Here is a 20,914-nt window from a genome sequence, read left to right as displayed (position 1 = left end):
GCCAACCTCTTTACCGTGCCGCTTCACGCATTTGCTTCTTGTCATCACCTTTGAATAGTTGTTCAGTCCTTGCGGGGCGATTTGCAGCGAAATCAGGGACTAAGCGTTCGGCCGCGGGCGTGCGGCAGGCGTGGTGGGACAGGAAGCGCGCCATGGTTTATCGGCGGACGCATCAAGTGGTTAAGCGCCTTGCGGCCCGGCGCAGTGCGATACTGGCGGCGGCGCGGGAGGCTGCGGCGGAAGGCGGGATGGCGGCAGTGCAGATCGCGCCGGTCGCGGTTCGGGCCAATGTCGCGGCGGGGACGGTCTACCGCTACTTCCCCTCCAAGGCCGAGCTGATCTCCGAATTGATTGCCGAGGTGTCGCGGGACGAGCTCGCAGCGATCCGGCGGGCGGCCGATGCCGCGCCCGGACCGTCCTCGGCGCTGGCGGCGGCCGTCACCACCGTGGCGGTTCATACCCTGTCGCAGCGCCGGCTCGCCTGGGGCATCCTGGCCGAGCCCGTCGATGTCGATGTCAGCGCCTCCCGCCTCGCTAGCCGGCGCGAGATCGCCGGCGAGATCGCCACCCGGATCGATGCCGCCGTGCGCGCCGGCCATCTCCCGGCGCAGGACACCGCGCTCGCCGCCACTGCGCTGCTGGGAGCGCTGCACGAGGCCTTGGTCGGCCCGCTGGCGCCGGACAATCTCGAGGATACCGCGAAGATGCGCGACGCCGTCCAGACCGTGACGCTGCTGGCGCTGCGTGCCGTCGGCGTCATGGATGCCCGCGCCAGGGGTCTCGTGGTGCAGCAGACGCTGCTGCCGACCACCAAGGCGCTGGTCGGGGCCTGATCGCGCTCAGGCCGTTGCCTGAGCACGCCTTTTCGAGAAACCCGCGCAAATCAGCCGGCTCCGCCGGCCTACTGTGCATGGGGTTGTTTTCGGATTTTTGTTTGGGCGGCCTCTGCAGCCCTACATGTTCGCGTCGCCCTCGGGGCCGACCGAGGCGATGCGCACCATGTTGGTGCTGCCGGGAATGCCGAGCGGCACGCCCGCAACGATGATCACGCGCTGGCCGGCGCGGACGAAACCGTCGCGAAAGGCGATCTGGCCGGCGCGGCTCACCATGTCGTCCTGATCGCGCGCATCGTCCGCCACCACGCAATGCACGCCCCACACGACCGCGAGGCGGCGCCCGGCGGCCATGTTCGGCGTGATCGCCACGATCGGCGGCTTCGGCCGTTCGCGCGCCACGCGCACGGCGGTGGAGCCGGAAGAGGTCCAGCAGATCAAGGCGGGCAGATCGAGCGTCTCAGCGATCTGGCGGGCGGCATCCGCGATGGCGTCGCCTGGAGTGGCCTCCGGCGCGGGGCGCTGGGCCATGATCACGGACCGGTAGGTCGGGTCGCGCTCGACCTCCTCGCCGATGCGGTTCATGGTCGAGACCGCCTCGACCGGGAATTTTCCGGCCGCCGATTCCGCCGACAGCATGATGGCGTCGGCGCCCTCATAGACGGCGGTGGCGACGTCCGACACTTCGGCGCGGGTCGGCACCGGCGACTGGATCATCGATTCCAGCATCTGGGTCGCGATCACCACCGGCTTGCCGGCGCGGCGCGCCATGCGCGTCATCTGCTTCTGCAGGCTCGGCACCCGCTCGAGCGGCAGCTCGACGCCGAGGTCGCCGCGCGCCACCATCAGCGCGTCGGAGGCCTCGATGATGTCGGCGAGGCGGTCGATCGCCTGCGGCTTCTCGATCTTGGCCATCACGGCGGCGCGGCCGCGGATCATCTTCTTGGCTTCGAGCACGTCGTCGGCGCGCTGCACGAAGGACAGCGCGATCCAGTCGACGCCGGTGACGAGGGCGGCCTCGAGATCGGCGCGGTCCTTCGGCGTCATCGCCGAGACCGGAAGGTCGGTATCGGGCAGGCTGACGCCCTTGCGGTCGCTCATTCGGCCACCGACCACGACACGCGTCACCGCGTGGTCCTTGGACGTCTCTTCCGCGATCAAGCGCACTTTGCCGTCATCGAGCAGCAGCGCATGGCCGGGCCTGAGCGCCGCCAGGATCTCCGGATGCGGGAGCTGGACGCGATTGGCATCGCCCGGCGTCTTGTCGGAATCCAGCGTGAAGGTCTGGCCGTTCTGGAGCTGTACCGCGCCTTCGGCGAAGGCGCCGAGGCGGAGCTTCGGTCCCTGCAGGTCGACGAGGATGCCGATCGGCCGGCCGTAGCTCGACTCGACGTTGCGGATCGTCGCCACCAGCTCCCGCATCTTGTCATGCGGGGTGTGGCTCATATTGATGCGGAACAGATCGGCGCCCGCCTCGAACAGGCGGCGGATCATCGCGAGGTCTGAGGAGGCGGGTCCGAGAGTCGCGAGAATCTTGATACGGCGAAGACGCCTCATGGCTTATTTCCAGGCGGGGGTGGCAGGCCGGGCGAGCCCGGGGGCGTAGCACCGGGCGGGCCGTTGGGCAAACCCGGAACGCCGCCCGGGCCAACCGGTCCGGGCAGGCCAGGCACGCGCTGCTGTGCCGGTTGTTCGTTGGCATCGGTGAGCTGCACCGTCCAGGCGCGCTGCTCGCCGGTATCGACCTCGAAATAGCCTGTGCGGTCATAGCCGCGCGCGAGGCAATCCTCGGTGCCGCGGATGGTGAATTCCTTGTCGCGCGAGCACATGAAGGCCTGGCCCGACCATTCGCCGCCGCGGTCATAATCGATGGCGTAGATGTAATAATAGCGGGCGACCAGCGTCCCCCGCAGCAGGGTCTCGCAGGAGCGGGACGAGATGTTCCACCAGCCCTCGGTGGTCCAGCCTTCGGCGTCCTTGTAGCCGAGCGCGATGCCGACCCGGCTTGAGGTGTTGTTGCAAAGCCGGAAATCGGCCGCGGCCGGGCTCGCCCACAGGCACAGCGTGGCGACCGCCAGCACCGGGACCAACCGGGCGAGCAGGCGAAGGGGGGTGGGGAGAGATTCGGCGATCATTGTCGCGGAACGTATACCAGATGATTGACGATTTGGCGTAGGGCGCAGGGAACCGCCCAAAGCCGGGCTTCGGTCCGTTTGCGCCGCGATATGGCAAAATCTGTGACAGGACCCCACCTCTCCCGCTAAGGGTTTGGCTGGATACGCCACTGCCAGGGACACGAACGATGGCCATCGACGACAAAACCAGAACGGAGCTTGAGGCGGCCGCTTTCCGGCGCCTGGTCGATCATTTGCGGGAGCGGACCGACGTCCAGAACATCGACCTGATGAATCTGGCCGGCTTCTGCCGCAACTGCCTGTCGAACTGGCTCAAGGACGCCGCCGACGCGCAAGGCGTCGCGCTGACCAAGGACGAGAGTCGCGAGGCCGTCTACGGCATGCCCTACGAGACCTGGAAGGCGAAGCACCAGGGCGCGGCCAGCCCCGAGCAGATCGAGGCGATGAAGAAGGTCCACCCCCACGGGCACTGACCGCGCCCTGAGTCGCACCACACAACAGCTTTCTTCTGCTCCCCGCAGGAAGGTGTGGGCGCGCTGTGGACGAGCGCGATGCTTGCTTGAACGCAGGTGATGCGAACCCTAAGGGTTTTGCCAGCACGCGCGGTGGATGCCGGCGTCACCTCGTTTTGCCAGTTCCATTGGGAGTACCAAGATGGCCACCTCCGCCGCCGTCCGCGACGACGAGCCCGCGACGAAATTTGCCAAGGACCAGCTCAAATCCATCATCGAGCGCATCGAGCGGCTGGAGGAAGAGAAGAAGGCGATCTCCGACGACATCCGCGACGTCTATGCCGAGAGCAAGGGCAACGGCTACGACGTCAAGGCGCTACGCACCATCGTGCGCCTGCGCAAGCAGGACCCCAACGAGCGCGCCGAGGCCGAGACCATTCTCGAGACCTATATGCAGGCGCTGGGAATGCTCTGAGGCGTTCGCGCCGCAGATACCACTGCCGTAGCCCGGATGGAGCGAACGCGAAATCCGGGTTCTTGCCATGCGGGCGGGATCCCCGGATTACGCTTTCGCTCCATCCGGGCTACGATCTGAATTCTTGGAAATAGTCGCGCCTATCAGCGAAGGGCGGCCGTGCGCACGACGAACGACGTCGTCTGGAGCTTCGCCGTTGCGCTGCCCGAGAAGCTCTCGCAGGACAGGCCCTGCATCGGGTCGTCGGCAAAACCCATCGCGATCACGGCCTGCGGCTTCACGAAATAGCCGCGCAAGGCGGCCATATCGAGCTCGCCCATCAGCGTAACCGACATCGCGCGGCTGGCGCTCGGCGACAGCATCATGATCTTGAGCCAGATGCTTTCGCCTTTTGCCGCGGAGAGGCGGGTTGCGGTCGCGATCATGCCGTCGGTGCTCTTGCCGACCACGCTGTTGATCTCTGTCGCGGGCGCTGCGTTGCGCGCGGCCCGCGCCGAGCGCGGGATCGGTGCGGAGGCGGCGACGACGTTGGCGCGGTCGACTGGCGAAGCGGCCGGCGCGTAGGCCAGTGCCTGAAGCGTTGCGCTGGAGACGCTTGCGGTTGCTTGCGGATCGGTGGCGGCGGCGAGTGCCTGTCGGGCCTTGAGCGCTGCGATCTGCGCCGGCGTCGCCTGCTGCGGCGTGGGATCATCCCAGAAGCCGCGGGCATTGATGATGTCGGCCGGGGTTTCGGGCTTTGCGTCAGCAGCCTTGCCGGCGGCCGGCTTGTCAGCCACGGGCGCGGGCTTCGGCCTGGGCGGCGCAACCAGCTGCGCATCGGCCGAGGCAAGCTGGATCGCGGTGGCGACGGACGGTTTTGCGCGCGGCGTCGGCACCGGGTCGGCGGGCTTGGAGTCGGCCGGCTTGGCTGCGGCGGCGACCACGGTCGGCGCCGCGGGCTTGGCGGCCGGGGCGCCCTCGTCATCCTCGTCGGCACTGCCAACCGCCGGAGCCGGCTTGCCCTTGAACAAGGCGGCGAAGAAGCCCGGCTTGCCGCCGGCATCATCACCATCGCCGCGGCGCTCGATCTCGGCCTTGGCGAGCTCATAACCCTTCAGCGGTGTGCCGTCCGTCGGCAGGTGTACCGTCTTGCCGTCCGGGAAGACGCGGGCGAGCTGGTCATGCGTCATGCGCGGCCAGTGCCGGATGCTGCCGGTGTCCAGATGCACGAAGGGCGAGCCGGAGGTCGGATAGAAGCCGACGCCGCCGCGCTGCAGGCGCAGCCCGGCGAAGCGGATCTGCTCCAGCGGCACGCCCGGAATGTAGAAGTCCATCGCATGGCCCAGCATGTGCTGGCTGAAGCGCGCCACGCCGGAGGAGCGGCGGCGGAGCATGGCGTTGGTGGCGGGGGAGCGATAGGACGAGATGATCTGGATCGGCTGTTTGCCGTCGACGTCGCGATAGACTTCCCAGAGGATGTCGAACAGGCGACGGTCCATCACCGTCTCGTCCTGGGTGCGCCAGTCGCGCAGGAAGTGATTGAGCGTCTTCAGCGCGGCTTCGTCGTAGCGGCCATCGCGCTTGAAGGTGACGGTGAGGTCTTCGCCGGAATGGGTGTGGTGGAAGGAGAGGGTCTTGGTCTCGTTCAGCGCGGCGGCGTTGTGGACCGAGCCCGCGGCAGCCAGCAGCAATACGGAAGCGAGGCCGATCCGGGATCCGGCCTTCACTCCCGCATGGGACAACGACAGCACCGCGAATTGGCGTGCGAGACCAGTCAGCACGTTAGAGCCCACCCAGTCGACGAGCGTTCAAAATGGACTCTCCCGCTAACCCCGTTAGCGCGCGAAAGAGGATGAACGCTTTCTTAAAGCGAGAAGGTTAATTCGAGGTTGACCTTCCCGCCCCCAAAACCAAGTCAGATTACAATCCTAAACGGTTGACTGTGGCAAAAAAACGCCCGCTCCCCGTGGGCAGGTCGGGGAATGGTTAACGTTAAGCGCCCCCATCCAAGGGATGGGAGCGCTGATTTCATTGCAGAAATTTTGAAAGGGACGTTTCCGGCCAAGGCTCAGCGGGTAAACACCCGCTGCGGCTTGCGGCCGACCGGGGCCGGCGGCTGGGCAGGGGTCCCACCGCCGAACAGCCGCTCGAAGAAGTTCGGGCCCGACGAACCGAAGCCGCCGCCATTATTGGCGACCGCCACGCCCGAGGGTAGCGTCGTTGCCGGGCGCGAATAGCTCGGCTGGGAGTGGGCGACGACGTTCTCGAGATCCTTGCCGCGGCCGTTCTTCAGGATGTTGAGCATGGTCGCGTCGCGGCCATAGACGTCCTTGCGGAATTGCAGCTTGCCGGCATCGTCCACGAACGCGGTCTGGTAGGTGATGTTGACCGGGATCGGCGTCGGGAATTTCAGGTCGATCTCGCTCTTACCATACATGCTGCGCACGCGCTCCGGCGTGTACTTCTCGTTCGGCAGCGCGATGTTGAGCAGCACCGAGGCGTATTGATCCGGGTTCTGCACGCGCATGCAGCCATGGCTGAAGGCGCGTTCTTCCTTGGCGAACAGGTACTTGTCCGGCGTGTCGTGCTGATAGACCAGGAACTTGTTCGGGAAGTTGAAGCGGATGCGGCCGAGCGCGTTGGCTTCGCCCGGCGGCTGCGAGATGTGCACCGAGCCGTCGCGGTTCTGCTCGAGCTTGAGGCCCATGCGCTGGAGCACGGTCGGATCCTGCTGCAGCGCCGGCAGGTATTCGTTGTAGACGATCGACGGCGGCACGTTCCAGGTCGGATTGACCGTGATGTACTTCATCGTCTCGGTCAGCAGCGGGGTGGCGTGCTGACCCGGCTTGCCGGTGACGACACGGGTGGTCCAGACCTGCTGGCCGTGCTGCATCACCTTCAGCGTGTAGTCGGGAATATTGAGGATGACATAAGCATCGCCCAGCGAGGGCGCGCCGAGGTCGCGCGGCAGCCAGCGCCAGCGCTCCATGTTCACCAGCACGGTGTCGATCTGCTTGTCGCGCTTCGGCGTGTTGATCGCCTTGACGGTCTTGTCGTCGAGGATGCCGGTGGCCTTCAGCTCGGCGCTGTTCTGGAATTTGCGCACGGCTTCCGCGACCGTGGCGTCATAGCGGGTGTCGCCGGCGTTCTCGGTGATGCCGAGCTTGGCGCGCAGCTGCGGCACGCGCGGATCTTCCACGACCACCTCAGCCTGCTTCTTGCCGGCCGGGGTGTATTTCAGCGCCGGACCGTCGGCGATTTCGATCACCGGGCCGCTGCCCTGGCCGCGCAACTCGGCGAGCTTGGCCTTCAGCTCCTTGTAGAGCTTCTGCGGCGGGTTGTAGCTGTCGAGCGCCGCCGAGGCGTCAGCAGCGGTCGTGATCTTGGTAAGCACCTCGCTCGGGTCGACCGGATGCTCGGGATAGAGGATGTCGGCGCTGACCTGGGACCAGTGCATGCGCCCGCTCTGCGCCTGGCGCGCATAGTCGAACATGCTGGCGGTGAGCTTCAGCTCGGCGTCCGCAAGCGCGTCGGGGTTGTTGGTGGCGGCAGCGAAATCCGGCACCGGATAGTCGGCTGGATTGAGGCCCTCCGAGGCGGCGTCTTTCAGGCGCGCGATCACGCCCTTGGCCGCAGCGGTCAGGCTGCCGCCTTGCGTCCACACCGGCGCGAAGTCGCGGGCGCCGTAAAACTTCTCGACGGCAGCGCGCTCGTTCTTGCGGTCGAAATGACGCGAAGTCTTGGCGCCGATGAGATCCTTGAGCTTGTCGGCGACCGGCTGGTCGGCGGGAGGAACGTTGCTCGCGGCCTTCACAGGCTCGGCGGCGGGAGCTGCCGCGGTCGCGGGCGCCGCAGGTGCGGCCGGAGCCGTCGCAGTGTCGGCCTTGGCCGGCTCGGTCTTCGCAGGTTCAGTCTTCGCAGGTTCAGTCTTGGCGGTCTCGCTCTTCGGCGCCTCGGGGGCGGGCGTCGTGGCGACGTCGGACGGCTTGGTCTCGACTTTCTCGGGCGCCGGTGCGGGAGCGGTTTCGGCCTTCACGGGCTCCTTTGCAGTTTCCTTGGCTGCTTCCTTCGGCCCGTCCTGCACCGTCGCGGTGGTGTCGAGCTTGACGTCGGCGGCGGTCGGCGGCGGGACGTTGGCGGGCTCGGGGCGCGGGATCGCGGCATCAATCGCGAGTTCGGCCGCGCTGCTGCGCGCCTGATCCTGCGCCAGCGCCGACCCGGCCGATACCGTGAGGAAGGTCGCCGCGACCGCCATCAGCACGCGGTCAAAGCCTCGACGGTGATTCAAACAGTCACGCATTGTGTCGCACCCCTTGGGTGAACTGTCCCTCGTGGAACAGGTTCGTTATCGCCTAATGAGTTTCGGCTAAACCGCGCCGGCCTCTCGAAAGTTGCACGCCTGCACGCAACGATTCATACGCAGACGATATACAGGCCCCGATTTTGCAGCCAGCGCTACCCGGGACAACTCACGACAAACTGACTTCAAGGGAGCCTCTTGGCAACGGATTGTGCGCCTGCACCACACGCTTTTCCCTCTGTCTGTTACTTCCAAGTCACGGTTCGGGCCGCCGCCGAATTTTGCCGTAATTCAACGAGTTGCGGCATCATTGTCGCCTCGCGCGAACCTCCGTTTGCATGAGGCTCAGTGCGTCTCCTCGCCGCTTTTGCCGCCATGGCCGGGAACCCCGGCTTCGTCGAGTTTGCGGTAGAGGGTGGACCGGCCGATCTTGAGTCGGCGGGCGACCTCGGACATCTGGCCGCGGTAATGCGAGATGGCGAAACGGATGATCTCGTTCTCCATGTCCTCGAGCGGGCGCACGTCGCCGGTCGAGGTCAGCATGGAGAGGGATCCCGCCGAGGGGAGCGGCGCGATGGGTATTTCGCCACCCGACACCACCGAAGGCGCCGCGATCGGCTCGATCATCAACGGCGCGGTCGGAGCCTCCGTCGCGTGATGATGTGGTTGCGAGGTGAGCAGGGGGAAGTCGGCAAGGCCGAGCTGGTCGCCCTCGCTCATCACCACGGCGCGGTAGACCGCGTTTTCGAGCTGGCGGATGTTGCCGGGCCAGTCGAGCTGGGCGAGATGCGCCACGGCCTCGCCGCTGATGCCGCTGATGGCGCGGTTCTCCTCGGCGGCAAAGCGCGCCAGGAAGTGCCGGAGCAGATGCGGGATGTCCTCGCGGCGGGCGCGCAGTGACGGGATCGTCAGCGGCAGCACGTGCAAGCGGTAGAACAAATCCTCGCGGAAATGGCCCTGCTTCACCCGCTCCAGCAGCTTGCGATTGGTCGCGGAGACGATGCGGACGTCGACCTTCACGGGCTTGCGGCCGCCGACGGCCTCGACCGCGCCTTCCTGGAGCGCGCGCAGCAGCTTGACCTGCGCGGTCAGCGGCAGCTCGCTGACCTCGTCCAGGAACAGCGTGCCGCCATGGGCCTCGACGAATTTGCCGGTGTGGCGCTCGGTGGCGCCGGTGAAGGCGCCCTTCTCGTGGCCGAACAGGATGGACTCGACGAGATTGTCGGGGATCGCACCGCAATTGACCGCGACGAACGGCTTGGCCTTGCGCTCGCCGCTGCCATGGATGGCGCGGGCGAACATCTCCTTGCCGACCCCGGACTCGCCCTCGATCAGCACGGGGATCGAGGAATTCGCCGCCTTCTGCGCGGCGCGCATGACCGGCGCCATCGCCTCGGCGCGGGTGATGATGTCGGAGAAGGTCAGCCGGCCCTCGCGGCTGTGACGGATGCGCTGCAATTCGCCCTTGAGCGCGGAGGCGTTGAGTGCGTTGCGAAGCGAGACCTGGAGCCGCTCCACGCCGACCGGTTTGACGACGAAATCGGCTGCGCCTGCGCGCATCGCCGAGATGACGTTGTCGATGCCGCCATGGGCGGTTTGCACGATGACGGGGACGCTGAGGCCGGCGTCTCGCATTTTCGCCAGGACGCCCATGCCGTCGAGGCCGGGCATGACGAGATCGAGGATGACGGCGTCGATCGCCGATGCATCGGGGGCGGTGAGGGCGGCGATCGCGGCGTCGCCGGAGTCCACGACGACCGTCTCATAGCCGCATTTCTGCACCATATTCTCGACCAGCCGGCGGGCCACTGCGTCGTCGTCGGCGATCAAAATACAGGCAGCCATGGTGTTCCCCGCACGCTACTACTATCTGTCTCGAATCGGGGCACTCTGGCCGAAGCCGATTAACGCACTCTTAAACCTTGATGCCCCAGCCCGCCGTCGCGATTGTTGAACACAGGTTTCCCACACAATGAATTCGCGCTCCAGATCTGCCTTGAACAAGCCCGCCCTCAAGACGTCCGCTCTCAAGAAGACCGCACTCCGCAAGCCTGCCGCCAAGACGACCGCCGTCAGGAAATCTGCCGCGAAGAAATCGGCCGTCAAGGCAAAGTCCTCCACACCCGCTGGCAAGACCGGCAAGCTACCGGAATGGAACCTCGCCGATCTCTATTCCGGGATCGATGCGCCGGAAGTGGCGCGCGATCTCGACAAGATGGCTGCCGATTGCGTCGCGTTCGAGACCGACTACAAGGGCAAGCTCGCGACAGGGACAGCAAATGAAGATGGCGGAAAATGGCTCGCGGAAGCGGTGCGGCGCTATGAGGCGATCGATGATCTCGCCGGCCGCCTCGGCTCCTATGCCGGCCTCGTCCATGCCGGCGACAGCGTGGACCCTGCGATTTCAAAGTTTTACGGCGACGTCTCGGAGCGGCTGACGGCGGCCTCGACGCATCTCTTGTTCTTCGCGCTCGAGCTCAATCGCGTCGATGACGATATTTTGAACCGCGCGATGCAGACGCCGGAGCTTGCCTACTATCGTCCGTGGATCGAGGATCTGCGCAAGGAGAAGCCGTATCAGCTCGACGACAAGCTTGAGCAGCTGTTCCTGGAGAAGTCGCAGACTGGTTATTCCGCCTTCAACCGGCTGTTCGACCAGACCATCTCGGGCCTCCGCTTCAAGGTCGGCGCAAAAGAGCTCGCGATCGAGCCGACGCTCAACCTGTTGCAGGACCGCGACGGCGCCAAGCGCAAGAGCGCGGCGGAGGCACTGGCGAAGACCTTCAAGGCCAATGAGCGCACCTTCGCGCTGATCACCAACACGCTGGCCAAGGACAAGGACATCTCGGACCGCTGGCGTGGTTTTCAGGACGTCGCGGATTCGCGCCACCTCAACAATCGCGTCGAGCGTGAGGTCGTGGACGCACTGGTCGCTTCCGTGCGCGCGGCCTATCCGAAGCTCTCGCATCGCTATTATGCGCTCAAAGCAAAATGGTTCGGCAAGAAGCGGCTGGCCTATTGGGACCGCAACGCGCCGCTGCCCTTTGCCGCGACCGATGTGATCGGCTGGCCCGATGCACGCAACATGGTACTGACGGCCTATCGCGGCTTCTCGCCGAAAATGGCTGACATCGCCGAGCGCTTCTTCACCGACCGCTGGATCGACGCGCCGGTGCGTCCGGGCAAGGCGCCGGGCGCCTTCTCGCATCCGACCACGCCCTCGGCGCATCCTTATGTTCTGCTGAACTATCAGGGCAAGCCGCGCGACGTGATGACGCTTGCGCACGAGCTCGGCCACGGCGTGCACCAGGTGCTGGCGGCCAAGAACGGCGCGCTGATGGCGCCGACACCGCTGACGCTGGCGGAGACCGCGAGCGTGTTCGGCGAGATGCTCACCTTCAAGCGCCTCCTTGCCCAGACCAAAAATGCGAAACAGCGCCAGGCGCTGCTCGCGGGCAAGGTCGAGGACATGATCAACACCGTGGTGCGGCAGATCGCGTTCTATTCGTTCGAGCGCGCGGTCCACACCGAGCGCAAGAACGGCGAGCTGACCGCGACGCGGCTCGGCGAGATCTGGCTGTCGGTGCAGGGCGAAAGCTTGGGCCCGGCGATCGAGATCAAGGCGGGCTACGAGAACTACTGGATGTACATCCCGCACTTCATCCATTCGCCGTTCTACGTCTATGCCTACGCATTCGGCGATTGCCTCGTGAACTCGCTCTACGCCGTCTACGAGCACGCGGCCGAGGGCTTTGCCGAGCGCTATCTCGACATGCTCGCCGCCGGCGGCACCAAGCATTATTCCGAACTGCTGCGGCCGTTCGGGCTGGATGCCAAGGATCCCAAATTCTGGGACGGCGGGCTCTCGGTGATCGCCGGGATGATCGACGAGCTGGAGGCGATGGGCTGAGGCGAACGGGGCAGCCTTGGCACGCAAATACCGTACGATCGTTCCTGGTCTGAAGCCGCCTTTCCGACGACGCACGCAGAAGGTTCCGCAAGGAGCCCGCTGCGCGCATTGAACGTTTGCACGCGAGGCCAGACTAATATCTGAATACAATCTTTGATTGTTGATCGACGTTGTGCGCTGGGCCAGGGAGGCGAACATGGCCAGGATCGGTGCCCGTGACCCCAATGTAGAGCCGCCAAGGGCCGTCGAAGAACAGCAGCTATGGGGGACCCAACACCGGAAGATTGTGAAGCGCGAGCTCGCAGCCATCAACAACCGGCGCCGCGCCGAGGGGGTTGATCCTGTCGCGTATCCAGGGGACGATAAGACGGTCGATACCGTGGGCCTTGCCTTCTCGGGCGGCGGAATTCGGTCCTCCGCCGTCTGTCTTGGAGTCCTGCAGGCCCTCAATCACCACGGCCTCGTCAAGCACATCGACTATCTCTCGACCGTATCGGGGGGCGGTTACACCGGTTGTTCGTTCACGGCGACCATGACCCGGGCGCAGAGCTTCGTCTTTGGAAGCGCACCTACACCCGGGGCCGATAGCGCCAACGAGATCAGCGACACGCCCGCTGTCGGTCATATCCGAAACTACTCGAACTATCTCATTCCGGCCGGCACGCGCGATCTGATCACCGGCGTCGCGATCGTTGTGCGCGGTCTCGTCGCCAATCTAAGCCTGACGTTGCCGGTCGTGCTGTTCGTTGCCGTGATCACGGTCTTGTCCAACGCCTCGAGATCATCGCTCTACACAACCAATTTTTTCGGGCTGAGTGTCGACGACAGTGCCGTGCTGGGTCCCCTCGCCAGCCTTCTCTGGGGTGTCTTTACGGCCTTGCTGTTTTTGCTGATCGGCCGGCTCTACGGCTCCATCTTCGAGGTCGGACGGCGCGAGCTGTTTCATTACCTGGCCGGTCTTGCGTTCGCGATGGGACTCATCTGTGCAATCGCCAGCTGGTTGAATGTGGACCATTTCGGTCTCTCGCTTGCCGCCGTCTTGCTCGGCGTGGTGTTGTTTTTTGTCTGGGCGATGGTGCGATCGGTCGCGCCGGCCGAGGGCGGAGAATTCCGCGGCTATCCGTCGACGATCGGCGCGACCTACCTGGTTCTGCTCGCCGTCATCTGCTTCTTCGAATTTCAGCCTTACATGATCGCCCAGATGTTCGATGTCGCCGAAGACAATGCCGCTCAGTCGGGCGGCGTCGTTGCAGCTGTCGCGATCAAATGGGTGCAATCGCTTGCCGCCATCACGGCTCCGGTTGCCGCCGCCGTCACGCTGTTCCGGCAGCAATTCGCCGACCTGCTGAAGGGGGCCGGCGCCTCGGACCTGAGTTCGCGCCTGCTCGCCTATGCGGCGAAAGCGGCCGTGCTGATCGCCGGCCTTGCGCTGCCGTTGCTGATCTGGGTCGGATATCTCTATCTTTGCTATTGGGGTATCGCGAACGACAAAACGCTGGACGCAGTCAACCGCCAATATCCCATGATCGAGGAGTGGGGGGCTGCGGGCGTACAACCCGTGTCGCCCACGTTGAGGGCCGACGTCAAGGGCAATGTCCAGTTCGACTCGGCTGCGCGCAAATTCTCCGCAGAGATCAGCAACGGCGAAGCCAAGTTGGCCGTTTCCAAGCCGGTGGGGCCGATCTCGCATATCCCCGCATGGCTGTTTGCCATCGCGTCATTGAAATCCCCCGACGCATTCCAGTGGTCGAAGTACTGGTTTGGCAACAGTGTCAGTTGGCGGATGGTGGTGCTCTATTTCCTTGCGGGCTCGGGCCTGTTCGGCCTGTCGTGGGTTCTCGGACCGAACGCCAATTCATTGCACCGGCTGTATCGCGATCGCCTGAGCAAAGCCTTCTTGTTCAACCCGCTCTATTACGCCGATGGCGAGCCGTCGCGGAACGAGCCGAGCCTCGATCAGGGGAGGGATTTCCTTCCGCTTGACGACGAGAAGCTGAGTGGTCTGCTTCACCAGATCGTCTACGGCGTCAATCCGGCGGGCGCCACGACGGTCACAAGATCGAAGAAGTGCACCCTGGTCTCGCCATATCCCATCATCAACGCGGCGCTGAACATACAGGGATCCGACTTCGCCAATCGGCGGGGACGGAATGCCGATTTCTTCATATTCTCGCCTCTGCATGTCGGCAGCGAGGCCACCGGATATGCGAATACGCCGGCATTCGAGAAGGTCGCGCCGGGCCTCGACCTTGCGACCGCGATGGCCATTTCGGGTGCTGCGGCCTCGTCGAACATGGGCTCCGGCTCGATCCGCTCGCTGACCCCGACCCTGGCCTTGCTCAACGTGCGCCTGGGGTACTGGCTGAAAAATCCTCGTTATGTCTCGACGAAGGACAAGCCGCAGCACCACTCGACCCCGCTGTTTCTCTGGTCCGAGATCTCGGGGCGGCTTTACGAGAATGCCGATGCAGTCTATCTGACCGACGGCGGGCACATCGAAAATCTCGGCGTCTACGAGTTACTGCGGCGACGCTGCAAGGTGATTGTCGCGGTCGATGCCGAAGCCGACGCGCCGATGAACTTTTCGTCGCTGGTGACGCTGCAGCGCTACGCGCGCATCGATCTCGGCATCATCATCGATCTGCCATGGACGCCGATCCGCAACACGACGCTCGAATGGATGAAGTGCAATGCAACGAAATCCTCCAGCCCAGCCCTGCGATCGGCGCGCGGACCGCACGTGGCGATTGGCACCATCGACTATGGCGCGGGGGAGAAGGGATATCTGGTGTACATCAAGTCGTCCCTGACCGGAGACGAAAACGACTACATCCGCGATTATGCACGGCGTCACGACACATTTCCCCACGAGACGACGGGTGACCAGTTCTTCTCGGAGGAGCAATTCGAGGTCTACCGCGCGCTCGGCTTTCACATGGCGCACGGTTTCCTTACCGAGGACCCCGGTGCCGATGCGGTCGTCGTCAATGTTCCGGGAGAACGCTGCGCGAAACGAAACTTCTGCGACAGCAAGGTGGAGCCGATCGGCGCAGTCCGCCGTGCGCTCGGCCTACGCTGATCGTTCGTCGTCGCACCGGAGGCAGCCGCCCAACGGAGGACCGGTCCGAGCCAGATTCTCGCCAATCGGAATTCCAAATGACCCGATTTGCGGCGAAACCGCGTCTGAGTGCCGTTGCCCTGTCCGAAGGATTAAGGTATCCCAGCCCAGGAATTCGACGTTCGACTGGGGACAATCCATGGCTGACCATAGCGAAGTGGCGTACACCACTGCCGACGGCAACGACTATGTTGCTCACGAGCAGACCTATGAGGGCTTCATCAAGCTGGTGAAATACGGCACGGCCTCGGTCGCGCTCATCGTGATCCTGATGGCGATCTTCCTCACCTGATCCATCGACTGCTGCACCGCCAATGACGGCGGTGCTCATAAAATTTGCATGCAAGCCGGTTCTAAAAACCGGTATCCAACGTTGCGGGAGTGACGCTAAGTTCGCGTGCGCGTTGTTGCCCGCGTCGCCGGAGGGCCTATGAAGATCGCCGTTGCCAAGGAAATCGATCCGTCGGAGCCGCGGGTCGCCGCTTCGCCTGATACGGTGAAGAAGTTCAAGGCGCTGGGCGCCGAGGTCGCCGTCGAGCCGGGAGCCGGTATCAAGTCGGGCCTGCCGGATTCCGAGTTCACCGCCGTGGGCGCCACCGTCAGCGCCGAGGCGCTGAAGGATGCCGACATCATCATCAAGGTGAAGCGCCCCGAGGCCTCCGAGCTTGCGCAGTACAAGCGCGGCGCGCTCGTCATCGCCATTATGGACCCCTATGGCAACGAGGCTGCGCTAAAGACGATGGCCGATGCCGGCGTCTCCGCCTTCGCGATGGAATTGATGCCGCGCATCACCCGCGCGCAGGTGATGGACGTGCTGTCCTCGCAGGCGAACCTTGCCGGCTACCGTGCCGTGATCGAGGGCGCCGAGGCCTTCGGCCGCGCCTTCCCGATGATGATGACCGCCGCCGGCACCGTGCCCGCGGCAAAGGTGTTCGTGATGGGCGTCGGCGTTGCCGGTCTCCAGGCAATCGCAACCGCGCGGCGCCTTGGTGCCGTGGTGACGGCCACTGACGTGCGGCCCGCGACGAAGGAGCAGGTGGAATCGCTCGGCGCAAAATTCCTCGCCGTCGAGGACGAGGAGTTCAAGAACGCGCAGACCGCCGGCGGTTACGCCAAGGAAATGTCGAGAGAGTATCAGGCCAAGCAGGCCGCGCTCACCGCCGAGCACATCAAGAAGCAGGACATCGTCATCACCACCGCGCTGATTCCGGGCCGGCCGGCGCCGAAGCTCGTCAGCGCCGAGATGGTCAAGTCGATGAAGCCGGGCTCGGTGCTGGTCGATCTCGCCGTCGAGCGCGGCGGCAATGTCGAGGGCGCGAGGCCAGGCGAGGTCGTCGACATCGATGGCATCAAGATCGTCGGCTACACCAACGTCGCCGGCCGCGTCGCGGCCTCGGCCTCCAGCCTTTATGCACGCAATCTGTTCTCCTTCATCGAGACCATGGTCGACAAGAAGGAGAAGAAGCTCGCCGTGAACTGGGACGACGAGCTGGTCAAGGCGACCGCGCTGACCAAGGACGGCGCCGTGATCCACCCGAACTTCCAGCCGAAAGCGTAAGGAGAGCCGCCATGGAGCACGCAGCACAGCTCGTCGACCCCTTCATCTTCCGGCTGTCGATTTTCGTCCTCGCCGTCTTCGTCGGCTATTTCGTGGTGTGGTCGGTGACACCGGCCCTGCACACGCCGCTGATGAGCGTGACCAACGCGATTTCCTCGGTGATCGTGGTCGGCGCGCTGCTGGCGGTCGGTGTCGCGAATGTCTCCAGCGGTTCGGGCTGGGCGCGTGGCTTCGGCTTCGTCGCGTTGATCTTCGCCTGCGTCAACATCTTCGGCGGCTTCCTTGTCACCCAGCGCATGCTGGCGATGTACAAGAAGAAGTCGAAGTAAGCGGCCACCTCGGGCTGATGGGATCAATGGGGACCTGAGATGAGCGCCAACCTCTCTGCATTTTTGTATCTCGTGGCGGGCGTGCTGTTCATCCTGTCGCTGCGCGGGCTGTCGAGCCCGGCGTCGTCGCGGCAGGGCAATCTGTTCGGCATGATCGGCATGGCGATCGCGGTCGCCACCACGCTGGCAAGCCATCCGCCGGCGGACGGCGTGGCCTGGGTGCTGGTCATCCTCGCGGTCGCGATCGGCGGCGGCATCGGCGCGGTGATCGCCCGCCGCGTGCCGATGACTTCGATGCCGGAACTGGTCGCGGCGTTCCACTCGCTGGTCGGCATGGCCGCGGTGCTGGTCGCCGCCGGCGCGTTCTACGCGCCCGAAGCCTTCGACATCGGCACCCCCGGCAATATCCATCCGCAGAGCCTGGTGGAAATGTCGCTCGGCGTCGCCATCGGCGCGCTGACCTTCACCGGCTCGGTGATTGCGTTCCTGAAACTGTCCGCGCGGATGAGCGGTGCGCCGATCATCCTGCCGTTCCGCCACATCATCAACATCGCGCTCGCCGTGGCGCTGGTGTTCTTCATCGTAGGTCTCGTCCTGTCCGGCAGCGCGTTCGACTTCTGGATGATCGTCATCCTGGCGCTGGCGCTCGGCGTGCTCATGATCATCCCGATCGGCGGCGCCGATATGCCGGTGGTGATCTCGATGCTGAACTCCTACTCGGGCTGGGCCGCAGCCGGCATCGGCTTCACACTCGGCAATTCCGCGCTGATCATCACCGGCGCGCTGGTCGGCTCTTCCGGCGCGATCCTGTCCTACATCATGTGCCACGCGATGAACCGATCGTTCATCTCGGTCATCCTCGGGGGCTTCGGCGGCGAGACGGCGGCGGCCGGCGGCGCGACAGGCGAGCAGAAGCCCGCCAAGCTCGGCTCGGCGGACGATGCGGCCTTCATCATGAAGAACGCCTCCAAGGTCATCATCGTGCCGGGCTACGGCATGGCGGTGGCGCAGGCCCAGCACGCGTTGCGCGAGATGGCCGACATCCTGAAGAAGGAAGGCGTCGAGGTGAAATATGCCATTCACCCGGTCGCCGGCCGCATGCCCGGCCACATGAACGTGCTGCTCGCCGAAGCCAACGTGCCCTATGACGAGGTGTTCGAGCTCGAGGACATCAACTCCGAGTTCGCGCAGGCCGACATCGCCTTCGTGATCGGCGCCAACGACGTCACCAACCCGGCGGCCGAAGAGGACAAGACCTCGCCGATCTACGGCATGCCCGTGCTCCAGGTCTGGAAGGCCGGCACCGTGATGTTCATCAAGCGGTCGCTCGCCTCGGGTTATGCCGGCATCGACAATCCGCTGTTCTATCGCGACAACACCATGATGCTGCTCGGCGACGCCAAGAAGGTCACCGAGAACATCGTCAAGGCGATGTAGCACGGCCCCGCAAGGCCTAAATCAGAACCGGCGAGGCGATGACATTCCTGAAATGGATCGCCATCGTCATTGCGGCCGGGTATTGCGCCGGTCTCGCCCTGCTTTTCGTCAAGCAGCGTAGCATGCTGTTTCCAATCCCGACCGTCGAGCGCACGGCGCCTGCGGCCGCGGGATTTCCGCAGGCCGAGGAACACATCCTCACAACGTCGGACGGCGAGAAGGTCATCGTCTGGCACGTGCCGCCCAAGCCTGATCATCCCATTGTCCTGTTCTTTCCCGGCAACGGCGATTTCCTTTCAGGGCGCGTCAGCCGCTTTAGGGGCATCACGTCTGACGGCACCGGCCTCGTCGCGCTGTCCTATCGCGGCTATGCCGGCTCGACGGGCGTGCCCAGCGAGCACGGCCTGTTGCAGGATGCGGCAGCCGCTTACGCCTTCGCGACGGAACGTTACGAGGCACAGCGCATCGTTGCGTGGGGCTTTTCGCTCGGCACCGGTGTTGCGGTCGCGATTGCATCCGAACGCCCCGTCGGAAAATTGATCCTCGAGGCTCCCTATACGTCGACGGTCGACGTCGCAGCCTCGCTCTTTCGCTTCGTTCCGGTTCGCCTCCTGATGCGGGATCGATTTCACTCCGACGAGCGGATCGCCCGCGTCACGGTGCCGCTGCTGATCATGCACGGGACGAATGATCCGGCCATTCCCATTGCATTCGGCGAACGTCTCTTCGCCCTCGCGCACGAGCCCAAGAAGCTGGTGCGGTTTTCGGGCGGCGGACACGAAAATCTCGATGACTTCGGGGCTCTTGAGGCCGCGCGAAAATTCATCGAGGGGTCCTGAGGGCTGCCGGGCGCGATCTCAAGATCGCGCCGAGCTTCTCAATGAGTCCCGAGGGCTGACGCGCGCGATCTTCTCGCGCATAATCGCCTCGTCAGTTGAAGGAATCCCCCGCATGAGCGCACACGGACCGATGCCGCGGTCGTCATGGATCTTCCCCGCCTTGGCGGTGCTGCTGTTCCTGATCGTCACCGCGACCGGCTATGGCTTTACGCTGTCGGCGGGCGGCGGCCTGTTCGCGATCGTGCTGCTGGTGATCCTGTTCGGGACGGTGTTCGCGGCCGTGCATCACTCCGAGGTGATCGCCGAGCGGATCGGCGAGCCCTACGGCACTCTGCTGCTGACGCTCGCGGTCACCATTATCGAGGTCGCGCTGATCACCACGATCATGCTGGGCGACAAGCCGGCGCCGGAACTGGCGCGAGACACCGTGTTCGCGGTCGTGATGATCGTCTGCAACGGCCTCGTCGGCCTCTGCGTCTTCATCGGCGGTCTGCGCTATCGCGAGCAGGGCTTTCAGGTCTCGGGCGCCAACGTCTATCTCAGCGTGCTGATTGCGCTCGCGACCATCACGCTGATCATGCCCAACTACACGCTGACGACCCCGGGGCCGATCTATTCGACGATCCAGCTCGGCTTCGTCGATCTCGTGACCATCGTGCTTTACGGCGTGTTCCTCTACACCCAGATCGTACTGCACAAGGACTATTTCGTCCACGAGCGGGCGGAGGGCGGGGGCGGGGCGGCGCATCTGTCGGGCCGGATGCTGGCGCTCAGCATCGCGCTGCTGCTGATCTCGCTGCTGGCCGTCGTCCTCCTCGCCAAGAAGTTTTCCCTCGTCGTCGACGCCGTCGCTGCCAAGATCGGGGCGCCGCCGGCCTTTGCGGGCCTCCTGGTCGCGCTCCTGATCCTGATGCCGGAGGGCGTCTCAGCGATCGCCGCCGCCCGCAAGAACGACCTGCAGAAGAGCATCAATCTGGCGCTCGGCTCCTCGCTCGCAACCATCGGCCTGACCTTCCCGGCGGTCGGGCTCGCCACCTACGTGCTCGATCAGCCGCTGGTGCTGGGCCTGAACCCGGCAAACACCGCGCTGCTGTTCCTGACATTCTTGCTGAGCATGCTGACCTTCGGCACGGGCAGGACCAATGTCCTGTTCGGGCTGGTCCATATGGTGGTATTTGCCGTCTACGTCTTCATGGTGTTCGTGCCCTGAAGCGCACCCCAAGAGAGGTTCCGATGCTTGCCGCCAAGTCCGAGGTCCAGGTCGACAATGAAGAGGTCCGGGTCACCGAATGGCGGCTTGCCCCGGGCAGCGCGACCGGGCATCACACCCACGGGATGGACTATGTGATTGTTCCCATCGTCGCCGGCGAAATGACCATCGTGGCGCCCTCCGGCGAGCGCTCGAAGGCGCAGCTTGCGGCCGGAAAATCCTACTTCCGCAAGGCCGGCGTCCAACACGACGTACTTAACGAAACCTCAACCGAGATCGTGTTCCTTGAGATTGAGCTGAAGGCGTAAGGCGCGCGTAACCTTTGCCATCGATCCGTCG

The 20,914-nt window shown here is 64.7% G+C and carries 17 protein-coding genes; 12 read left to right on the top strand and 5 right to left on the bottom strand.

Translation table 11 applies throughout. From position 1 onward, the window contains the following. The first annotated feature begins 152 nt into the window (after positions 1–152). A complete protein-coding gene (locus HYH08_RS18060) occupies positions 153–833 on the top strand; it encodes a helix-turn-helix domain-containing protein (RefSeq protein ID WP_220011140.1) in 681 nt (226 codons plus the stop codon). 120 nt (positions 834–953) lie between these two features. On the opposite strand, the gene pyk is transcribed toward HYH08_RS18060, so the two are convergent. Both pyk and HYH08_RS18050 read right to left on the bottom strand, forming a co-directional pair. After that, complete coding sequence (gene pyk / locus HYH08_RS18055) at positions 954–2,390, bottom strand: pyruvate kinase (protein WP_220011139.1); 1,437 nt, start codon at positions 2,388–2,390, stop codon at positions 954–956. Then, positions 2,387–2,968: a DUF1036 domain-containing protein gene (locus HYH08_RS18050; RefSeq protein ID WP_220011138.1), complete on the bottom strand. Its 582-nt coding sequence runs from the start codon at positions 2,966–2,968 to the stop codon at positions 2,387–2,389. Before HYH08_RS18050 ends, pyk begins: the two co-directional genes overlap by 4 nt. Before the next feature lie 167 nt (positions 2,969–3,135). Here HYH08_RS18050 and HYH08_RS18045 point away from each other — a divergent pair, with 167 nt between their 5' ends. Both HYH08_RS18045 and HYH08_RS18040 read left to right on the top strand, forming a co-directional pair. After that, positions 3,136–3,441, top strand: coding sequence for a DUF1244 domain-containing protein (locus HYH08_RS18045; RefSeq protein ID WP_220011137.1), 306 nt, complete (start codon positions 3,136–3,138; stop codon positions 3,439–3,441). Positions 3,442–3,622: 181 nt separating this feature from the next. Next, positions 3,623–3,895 carry a DUF2312 domain-containing protein gene (locus tag HYH08_RS18040; RefSeq protein ID WP_018641571.1) on the top strand — a complete coding sequence of 91 codons (273 nt, stop codon included), beginning with the start codon at positions 3,623–3,625 and terminating at the stop codon, positions 3,893–3,895. 143 nt (positions 3,896–4,038) lie between these two features. Here the strand turns inward: HYH08_RS18040 and HYH08_RS18035 are convergent, their stop codons facing one another. The 3 genes from HYH08_RS18035 to HYH08_RS18025 form a co-directional block, all read right to left on the bottom strand. Then, complete coding sequence (locus HYH08_RS18035; RefSeq protein ID WP_349631436.1) at positions 4,039–5,655, bottom strand: peptidoglycan L,D-endopeptidase MepK; 1,617 nt, start codon at positions 5,653–5,655, stop codon at positions 4,039–4,041. A 287-nt stretch (positions 5,656–5,942) separates the two neighbouring features. Then, the gene (locus HYH08_RS18030; protein ID WP_220011135.1) at positions 5,943–8,174 is read right to left on the bottom strand and encodes a L,D-transpeptidase family protein; all 2,232 of its coding nucleotides are present in this window, start codon (positions 8,172–8,174) and stop codon (positions 5,943–5,945) included. Positions 8,175–8,519: 345 nt separating this feature from the next. Further along, entirely contained in the window at positions 8,520–10,019 is a 1,500-nt protein-coding gene (locus tag HYH08_RS18025) for a sigma-54-dependent transcriptional regulator (RefSeq protein ID WP_220011134.1), read from the bottom strand. 127 nt (positions 10,020–10,146) lie between these two features. On the opposite strand from HYH08_RS18025, the gene HYH08_RS18020 reads away from it, so the two are divergent. The 9 genes from HYH08_RS18020 (at position 10,147) to HYH08_RS17980 (ending at position 20,883) form a co-directional block, all read left to right on the top strand. Next, positions 10,147–12,084 (top strand): M3 family oligoendopeptidase, encoded by a 1,938-nt coding sequence (locus HYH08_RS18020; protein ID WP_220011133.1) that lies wholly within the window; start codon positions 10,147–10,149, stop codon positions 12,082–12,084. A 196-nt stretch (positions 12,085–12,280) separates the two neighbouring features. Continuing rightward, a complete protein-coding gene (locus tag HYH08_RS18015; RefSeq protein ID WP_220011132.1) occupies positions 12,281–15,163 on the top strand; it encodes a patatin-like phospholipase family protein in 2,883 nt (960 codons plus the stop codon). A 178-nt stretch (positions 15,164–15,341) separates the two neighbouring features. Then, positions 15,342–15,494, top strand: coding sequence for an aa3-type cytochrome c oxidase subunit IV (locus HYH08_RS18010; protein ID WP_008136857.1), 153 nt, complete (start codon positions 15,342–15,344; stop codon positions 15,492–15,494). 138 nt (positions 15,495–15,632) lie between these two features. Next, on the top strand, positions 15,633–16,760 hold the full coding sequence (locus HYH08_RS18005) for a Re/Si-specific NAD(P)(+) transhydrogenase subunit alpha (RefSeq protein ID WP_220011131.1): 1,128 nt from the start codon (positions 15,633–15,635) through the stop codon (positions 16,758–16,760). 11 nt (positions 16,761–16,771) lie between these two features. Then, positions 16,772–17,089, top strand: coding sequence for a proton-translocating transhydrogenase family protein (locus tag HYH08_RS18000; protein WP_027532463.1), 318 nt, complete (start codon positions 16,772–16,774; stop codon positions 17,087–17,089). 39 nt (positions 17,090–17,128) lie between these two features. After that, on the top strand, positions 17,129–18,526 hold the full coding sequence (locus tag HYH08_RS17995; protein WP_220011130.1) for an NAD(P)(+) transhydrogenase (Re/Si-specific) subunit beta: 1,398 nt from the start codon (positions 17,129–17,131) through the stop codon (positions 18,524–18,526). A gap of 38 nt (positions 18,527–18,564) precedes the next feature. Continuing rightward, positions 18,565–19,365, top strand: a complete 801-nt coding sequence (locus HYH08_RS17990) for an alpha/beta hydrolase (protein WP_220011129.1) — start codon at positions 18,565–18,567, stop codon at positions 19,363–19,365. A 112-nt stretch (positions 19,366–19,477) separates the two neighbouring features. Further along, positions 19,478–20,575 (top strand): calcium:cation antiporter, encoded by a 1,098-nt coding sequence (locus HYH08_RS17985; protein WP_220011128.1) that lies wholly within the window; start codon positions 19,478–19,480, stop codon positions 20,573–20,575. Between the two features lie 23 nt (positions 20,576–20,598). Then, complete coding sequence (locus HYH08_RS17980; RefSeq protein ID WP_220011127.1) at positions 20,599–20,883, top strand: cupin domain-containing protein; 285 nt, start codon at positions 20,599–20,601, stop codon at positions 20,881–20,883. Positions 20,884–20,914: the final 31 nt, after the last annotated feature.

The organism is Bradyrhizobium sp. BR 10289 (genome assembly GCF_019455385.1).
Classification (GTDB): Bacteria; Pseudomonadota; Alphaproteobacteria; order Rhizobiales; family Xanthobacteraceae; genus Bradyrhizobium.
This window is presented reverse-complemented; position numbering and strand designations above follow the sequence as displayed.

Excerpts from the sequence above, each read along its gene's own strand:
- HYH08_RS18060 (WP_220011140.1), top strand. The coding sequence starts at position 153 with ATGGTTTATCGGCGGACGCATCAAGTGGTTAAGCGCCTTGCGGCCCGG.
- pyk (WP_220011139.1), bottom strand. The coding sequence starts at position 2,390 with ATGAGGCGTCTTCGCCGTATCAAGATTCTCGCGACTCTCGGACCCGCC.
- HYH08_RS18050 (WP_220011138.1), bottom strand. The coding sequence starts at position 2,968 with ATGATCGCCGAATCTCTCCCCACCCCCCTTCGCCTGCTCGCCCGGTTG.
- HYH08_RS18045 (WP_220011137.1), top strand. The coding sequence starts at position 3,136 with ATGGCCATCGACGACAAAACCAGAACGGAGCTTGAGGCGGCCGCTTTC.
- HYH08_RS18040 (WP_018641571.1), top strand. The coding sequence starts at position 3,623 with ATGGCCACCTCCGCCGCCGTCCGCGACGACGAGCCCGCGACGAAATTT.
- HYH08_RS18030 (WP_220011135.1), bottom strand. The coding sequence starts at position 8,174 with ATGCGTGACTGTTTGAATCACCGTCGAGGCTTTGACCGCGTGCTGATG.
- HYH08_RS18025 (WP_220011134.1), bottom strand. The coding sequence starts at position 10,019 with ATGGCTGCCTGTATTTTGATCGCCGACGACGACGCAGTGGCCCGCCGG.
- HYH08_RS18020 (WP_220011133.1), top strand. The coding sequence starts at position 10,147 with ATGAATTCGCGCTCCAGATCTGCCTTGAACAAGCCCGCCCTCAAGACG.
- HYH08_RS18015 (WP_220011132.1), top strand. The coding sequence starts at position 12,281 with ATGGCCAGGATCGGTGCCCGTGACCCCAATGTAGAGCCGCCAAGGGCC.
- HYH08_RS18010 (WP_008136857.1), top strand. The coding sequence starts at position 15,342 with ATGGCTGACCATAGCGAAGTGGCGTACACCACTGCCGACGGCAACGAC.
- HYH08_RS18005 (WP_220011131.1), top strand. The coding sequence starts at position 15,633 with ATGAAGATCGCCGTTGCCAAGGAAATCGATCCGTCGGAGCCGCGGGTC.
- HYH08_RS18000 (WP_027532463.1), top strand. The coding sequence starts at position 16,772 with ATGGAGCACGCAGCACAGCTCGTCGACCCCTTCATCTTCCGGCTGTCG.
- HYH08_RS17995 (WP_220011130.1), top strand. The coding sequence starts at position 17,129 with ATGAGCGCCAACCTCTCTGCATTTTTGTATCTCGTGGCGGGCGTGCTG.
- HYH08_RS17990 (WP_220011129.1), top strand. The coding sequence starts at position 18,565 with ATGACATTCCTGAAATGGATCGCCATCGTCATTGCGGCCGGGTATTGC.
- HYH08_RS17985 (WP_220011128.1), top strand. The coding sequence starts at position 19,478 with ATGAGCGCACACGGACCGATGCCGCGGTCGTCATGGATCTTCCCCGCC.
- HYH08_RS17980 (WP_220011127.1), top strand. The coding sequence starts at position 20,599 with ATGCTTGCCGCCAAGTCCGAGGTCCAGGTCGACAATGAAGAGGTCCGG.